Here is a 4,236-nt window from a genome sequence, read left to right as displayed (position 1 = left end):
AACTCGCTTGCCTTCATCATCTCACAGATTTTATGGTTTTCGGATAGGCCCTTAATCGAATATCATCTTTTGAACTAGCGGTATCCCTCTTTTGAGGTAGAGGCGTTCTGGAAGGACAGGGGTTAGTTTAGTTAAGAACAACTGAGTCTAAACAATCGTAACTGCTGACCTAACGGTTGAATGACGGCAATCTGATAACCCGTGCAAACTACTATCTTGGTGTGTGGTGAGTAGATATGAACTTAAACGAGCTTATTCAAGACTGTGCAGTAGGTCAAAGAGACTTGAGTCGATCGGACTTTTCTAAAGCAAGACTGAGTGGGGTGGACTTTTCTGGGGTTGATCTGTCACACAGTAATCTAAGTCGATCGTATCTAGAGGGAGCTAATTTGCGTCGAGCCAATCTACATGGGGCAGACCTTTGTTATGCAAACTTGAGTCATGCTGATTTGACGGGTGCTGATTTGAGGGGCGCACTCTTGTTGAATGCAAACTTAACAGGCGCAAAGTTTGACTCTGCCGATCTGCGATGGGCCGCTTTAACCAATGCTACACCGTCGAATATCGATTTGAGTTGTGCCCGTTTGAGCAGAACAATTTTGCCAGAGGGCTATGCGTCTGATGGTTAAGACGATGCGATCGCCTATCAATAAATGCGTCTTTTGATTTCTGAGGAGTTGGCGACTTCAAAAAATAGCTCGATCGCTTCAGTCAGATTTTGCTTGGCTGCTTCTACGGTGTCACCTTGACTGGCAATGTCGAGTTCAGGACAGAGCGAAACATATCCCTCGCCTTCGCGCTCAATGATTGCGGTGAATTGTTGTTTGGGTTGGGAGGAGTGCATCGTTTTAGGGAGCGAGCTTTACTTAAAGGGATTGACGATCGTCAGTTGGTCAGCAATGACTAACCTATCTTGCATATCTTCTGAATAAAGAACTTCAACATTTGCAGATAGGGCACTGGCAACAATTAAGCCATCCTAGAAGGAAAGGTGATAGCGCGATCGCAAGTCAGAGGCTTTGATCAAACCTTCAAAATCTAATGCGACGATCGTGCAGCGATGTTCAAACGATTGAATCAGTGCTTTGATTTGTTGTTCTGTGAAGGCTGCTTTTTTCAGGACATTGGAACAAACCTCATTAACGACTTGTACGCTAATCGTTGCGCCCTCTGCTTCCGTCAATGAACGGGCAATTTTTCGCTTTCTCTGGCGTTCTTGAGCGTTGAGTGATTGGTTGTCAAGCAGATAATAAAGCCATACGTTGGAGTCTACAAAGTAGGGTTCGGGATTCATAGAGTGCGATCGTAAATTTCATCTCTTGTGAGAAACCCATCAACTTCAACGGGATTTTCTGCAAGTTCGTCAAAGATGTCAGGTCTTGAGTGTTGTTTCCCAGGCTGCTTTTCTACTGTCACCTTGACAATGGTTACTGTTGCCAGTTCTTGTTTGTATTCTTCAGGAATGACAATCACTCCATCCTTAACTTTGGCCTGAAATTCGACAGTAACCATAATCAATCCTTCAAAATCAATAGCTCTATTCTACTCATCCCTCATCCCTCATCGTTGAGGAAGTGGTTTGGCTAGATTACCTCAAGTAACTCACGAGGAAGACCAGACTGGCGAATGATGGATTGTAATGTTCCGGGTGGTTTGGGACAGGCACCGTTACTGTTGTTTCTTCTGTTTCGAGTTGCAGGATGATGTGGCTGCCTTTTTGCCGAACTTCGACAGAAACCATTTTCTTCTAAAGCTTACCCAACGGCAACCTCCAGACGAGTGATGAAGATTTCAGTGCGTAATCGTCTTTTAACTTCTGAGGGGTTAGCGACTTCAAAAAATAGCTCGATCACTTCAGTCAGATTTTGCTTGGCTGCTTCTACGGTGTCACCTTGACTGGCAATGTCGAGTTCAGGACAGAGCGAAACATATCCCTCGCCTTCGCGCTCAATGATTGCGGTGAATTGTTGTTTGGGTTGGGAGGAGTTCATCATTTTAGGAATTGAGCTTTATTTAAAGGGATTGACGATCGTCAGTTGGTCAGCGATGACTAACCCATCTTGCATATCTTCTGAGTAAAAAATGCTGGCATTCGTAGACAAAGCACTGGAGATAATCAGACCATCCCAGAACGAGAAGCCATACTGAACCCGTAAATTTGATGCGTTTAGCAGGATTTCTGCATTCAGTTCGACTACGGTGCAACCGTCATAGAGTTCGTGAATCACTTGCTGAATTTGAGTTTCTGTAAAGGCAGCCTTTCTGATTAAGACTGAGCAAACTTCGTTAATGACTTGAGTACTAATCACTAAATCGACTGAGTAGATTAGTTGAGTCGCAAGAGAATGTTTTCGATCGTTCTCTAGATCGGTGGAATTTGGGTCAGTCATGAGGCTGTAAAGCCAAACGTTTGAGTCAATGAAGCAAGGCGATTGGGTCATGAAGTTCGATCGTGCATTTCTTCACGAGTGAGCGATCGGACTCCGGGCACTGAAATGGGATGACGCATCAGTTCTGCAAGGATTCCATCTTCTGAAATGCGTTTTTTGGGCTGCTTTGTTACGGTGACTTTGATAGTGCTTCCCTCGCTTAAGTCTTGCTTGTATTCTTCAGGAACGACAATCACCCCATTCTCAACTCTGGCTTGAAATTCGACAGTAGCCATAATCAATCCTTCAAAGTCAATAACTCTATTCTACTCATCCCTCATCCCTGCAAAGTGTTCTTGCAATTTGTAGATGAAGGCATTATTTCGAGGGACGAAATTTATCAGTAGAAAGAATGTATTTCCTCACAAATTCTTCTGGCGTGAGGCATTCAAATTCTCCTGTGCTGGATGCTAAGGCGCGAACTAATTTGTGGTTTGAAGACACGAAGCATTGAGCTTGTCCCTCTTTAGCAGTCAAATAAACTCCAATGTCTTCACGAGGGATTATTTCCATCGCTTCTAATTTGTTAAAGTCTTGCAGGTTTAGTAGAACATAGCGAACGTTGAGATTTTGCCAAATTCGTGATAGCAGTTCACCTCCCCAATCCTTGTTCCTTAATCGTTTTGAAACTCGTGAGATTTGATCGGTGAGTTCTTCAGATACGATGACTTTTATTGCTGTTGACTGACTCTCGCCAAACCCTAACCAATCTAAAACTTGCGCCTCATAACTTTGGGAATCGATCGCGCCAATGATATAAACATTCGTGTCTAGAAACACACGATCGAGGAACTGAGTCATGGAGAAGTTTTAGGTGGAGAAGAGTCCTGAAATCGCTCTGCGGCAATTTCTTGTTTGACGACCTGCACGAGGTCAATGATTTGGCTCTGCGTGGTGTAGCCTGCTTGGGTGAATATTTGTTGAGACTGCGATCGCAATTCATCTAGCGGCATGAGTTTTTGTTGACGGTAAGCTTGGATGCTGACTAACTGTTCAAAGGCTTCCATGCTGAGGAGGACTGCTTTTTCTTGTCCGTTGGCAGTGAGGGTGATGATTTCACTGCTGGCAGCCCGATCGACCAGTTCGGTCAGAGGTAGTTTTGTATCAATTTCGACTTTTGTATGAGTCATCACAGTATTCCTGTCTTTAGCGTTCATTCTATAGCGTCATTCGGACAGAATAGTTCTGAATCTCCCGCAAGAATCCCAATGTTTCAGGTGCATCTATCAAGTGATGTGGTAAGCGGTGATCGCAAGGGTTCCGTCTGGGCTGTAAATTGCTTCAACTCTAGCGAATGCAGAATGAGTCCACCAGCTTTTGATACGATTTCCTTGGGCAGGAGCGGAGCCAATTTTACTGTATTCAGCTTGTATAAGCAGTGTGTCGAATTCTTCGCGTGGTAAAACTCTTGTCGTAATTTGAGGCACTCGCATCGATTTTGTGTTTATCGAGGGTCATAGCTGCCGTGATAGGTCGTGTATATCTGGTAGCCAGGTAGAGCGATCGCAATCCCAGCAAAACTGTGAAGTGTCCCAGGGTAATTTTCTTCTGGAAGGCTGCCCTCGATGCGAAGTTTGAATGCGCCCACCCAGATGTACAGTCCTGGAATGAGAGCATCCATGCTGTAGGCGATTGCTCTCAAGGGTTCATCCACAAATGCTGAGGAAGGAGAGGAATCGATCGAGGGTTGCTGATTTTCTTTACTAATGTCCATCTTGCTTCCCGATAACTTCTGACTTCCTCAGTTTAATTCCTCATCCCTCATCCCTCATCCCTCATCCCTCATCCCTCATCCCTCATCCCTCAT

The 4,236-nt window shown here is 44.6% G+C and carries 11 protein-coding genes; 1 reads left to right on the top strand and 10 read right to left on the bottom strand.

Going from position 1 to position 4,236, the window contains the following annotated elements; translation table 11 throughout:
* Positions 1–236 precede the first annotated feature (236 nt).
* On the top strand, positions 237–629 hold the full coding sequence (locus ACKFKF_RS34445; RefSeq protein ID WP_446871866.1) for a pentapeptide repeat-containing protein: 393 nt from the start codon (positions 237–239) through the stop codon (positions 627–629).
* A 17-nt stretch (positions 630–646) separates the two neighbouring features.
* On the opposite strand, the gene ACKFKF_RS34440 is transcribed toward ACKFKF_RS34445, so the two are convergent.
* From ACKFKF_RS34440 to ACKFKF_RS34395, 10 genes are all read right to left on the bottom strand, one after another.
* On the bottom strand, positions 647–844 hold the full coding sequence (locus ACKFKF_RS34440) for a type II toxin-antitoxin system HicB family antitoxin (RefSeq protein ID WP_446871865.1): 198 nt from the start codon (positions 842–844) through the stop codon (positions 647–649).
* 135 nt (positions 845–979) lie between these two features.
* A complete protein-coding gene (locus tag ACKFKF_RS34435; protein ID WP_446871864.1) occupies positions 980–1,294 on the bottom strand; it encodes a PIN domain-containing protein in 315 nt (104 codons plus the stop codon).
* Complete coding sequence (locus tag ACKFKF_RS34430; RefSeq protein WP_446871863.1) at positions 1,291–1,512, bottom strand: hypothetical protein; 222 nt, start codon at positions 1,510–1,512, stop codon at positions 1,291–1,293. The genes ACKFKF_RS34435 and ACKFKF_RS34430 overlap by 4 nt, the downstream gene beginning before the upstream one ends.
* Before the next feature lie 76 nt (positions 1,513–1,588).
* Positions 1,589–1,741: a type II toxin-antitoxin system HicA family toxin gene (locus ACKFKF_RS34425; protein ID WP_446871862.1), complete on the bottom strand. Its 153-nt coding sequence runs from the start codon at positions 1,739–1,741 to the stop codon at positions 1,589–1,591.
* 13 nt (positions 1,742–1,754) lie between these two features.
* Positions 1,755–1,991 carry a type II toxin-antitoxin system HicB family antitoxin gene (locus tag ACKFKF_RS34420; protein WP_446871861.1) on the bottom strand — a complete coding sequence of 79 codons (237 nt, stop codon included), beginning with the start codon at positions 1,989–1,991 and terminating at the stop codon, positions 1,755–1,757.
* Positions 1,992–2,009: 18 nt separating this feature from the next.
* Positions 2,010–2,441 (bottom strand): PIN domain-containing protein, encoded by a 432-nt coding sequence (locus ACKFKF_RS34415; protein ID WP_446871860.1) that lies wholly within the window; start codon positions 2,439–2,441, stop codon positions 2,010–2,012.
* Positions 2,438–2,665 carry a hypothetical protein gene (locus ACKFKF_RS34410; protein ID WP_446871859.1) on the bottom strand — a complete coding sequence of 76 codons (228 nt, stop codon included), beginning with the start codon at positions 2,663–2,665 and terminating at the stop codon, positions 2,438–2,440. Before ACKFKF_RS34410 ends, ACKFKF_RS34415 begins: the two co-directional genes overlap by 4 nt.
* Before the next feature lie 82 nt (positions 2,666–2,747).
* Positions 2,748–3,230 carry a hypothetical protein gene (locus tag ACKFKF_RS34405; protein WP_446871858.1) on the bottom strand — a complete coding sequence of 161 codons (483 nt, stop codon included), beginning with the start codon at positions 3,228–3,230 and terminating at the stop codon, positions 2,748–2,750.
* Positions 3,227–3,559 (bottom strand): type II toxin-antitoxin system prevent-host-death family antitoxin, encoded by a 333-nt coding sequence (locus tag ACKFKF_RS34400; protein ID WP_446871857.1) that lies wholly within the window; start codon positions 3,557–3,559, stop codon positions 3,227–3,229. Before ACKFKF_RS34400 ends, ACKFKF_RS34405 begins: the two co-directional genes overlap by 4 nt.
* A gap of 314 nt (positions 3,560–3,873) precedes the next feature.
* A complete protein-coding gene (locus ACKFKF_RS34395) occupies positions 3,874–4,143 on the bottom strand; it encodes a hypothetical protein (protein ID WP_446871856.1) in 270 nt (89 codons plus the stop codon).
* Between the last annotated feature and the right edge of the window lie 93 nt (positions 4,144–4,236).

The organism is Phormidesmis sp. 146-12, assembly GCF_052939495.1.
This window is presented reverse-complemented; position numbering and strand designations above follow the sequence as displayed.

Excerpts from the sequence above, each read along its gene's own strand:
- ACKFKF_RS34445 (WP_446871866.1), top strand. The coding sequence starts at position 237 with ATGAACTTAAACGAGCTTATTCAAGACTGTGCAGTAGGTCAAAGAGAC.
- ACKFKF_RS34440 (WP_446871865.1), bottom strand. The coding sequence starts at position 844 with ATGCACTCCTCCCAACCCAAACAACAATTCACCGCAATCATTGAGCGC.
- ACKFKF_RS34435 (WP_446871864.1), bottom strand. The coding sequence starts at position 1,294 with ATGAATCCCGAACCCTACTTTGTAGACTCCAACGTATGGCTTTATTAT.
- ACKFKF_RS34430 (WP_446871863.1), bottom strand. The coding sequence starts at position 1,512 with ATGGTTACTGTCGAATTTCAGGCCAAAGTTAAGGATGGAGTGATTGTC.
- ACKFKF_RS34425 (WP_446871862.1), bottom strand. The coding sequence starts at position 1,741 with ATGGTTTCTGTCGAAGTTCGGCAAAAAGGCAGCCACATCATCCTGCAA.
- ACKFKF_RS34420 (WP_446871861.1), bottom strand. The coding sequence starts at position 1,991 with ATGAACTCCTCCCAACCCAAACAACAATTCACCGCAATCATTGAGCGC.
- ACKFKF_RS34415 (WP_446871860.1), bottom strand. The coding sequence starts at position 2,441 with ATGACCCAATCGCCTTGCTTCATTGACTCAAACGTTTGGCTTTACAGC.
- ACKFKF_RS34410 (WP_446871859.1), bottom strand. The coding sequence starts at position 2,665 with ATGGCTACTGTCGAATTTCAAGCCAGAGTTGAGAATGGGGTGATTGTC.
- ACKFKF_RS34405 (WP_446871858.1), bottom strand. The coding sequence starts at position 3,230 with ATGACTCAGTTCCTCGATCGTGTGTTTCTAGACACGAATGTTTATATC.
- ACKFKF_RS34400 (WP_446871857.1), bottom strand. The coding sequence starts at position 3,559 with ATGACTCATACAAAAGTCGAAATTGATACAAAACTACCTCTGACCGAA.
- ACKFKF_RS34395 (WP_446871856.1), bottom strand. The coding sequence starts at position 4,143 with ATGGACATTAGTAAAGAAAATCAGCAACCCTCGATCGATTCCTCTCCT.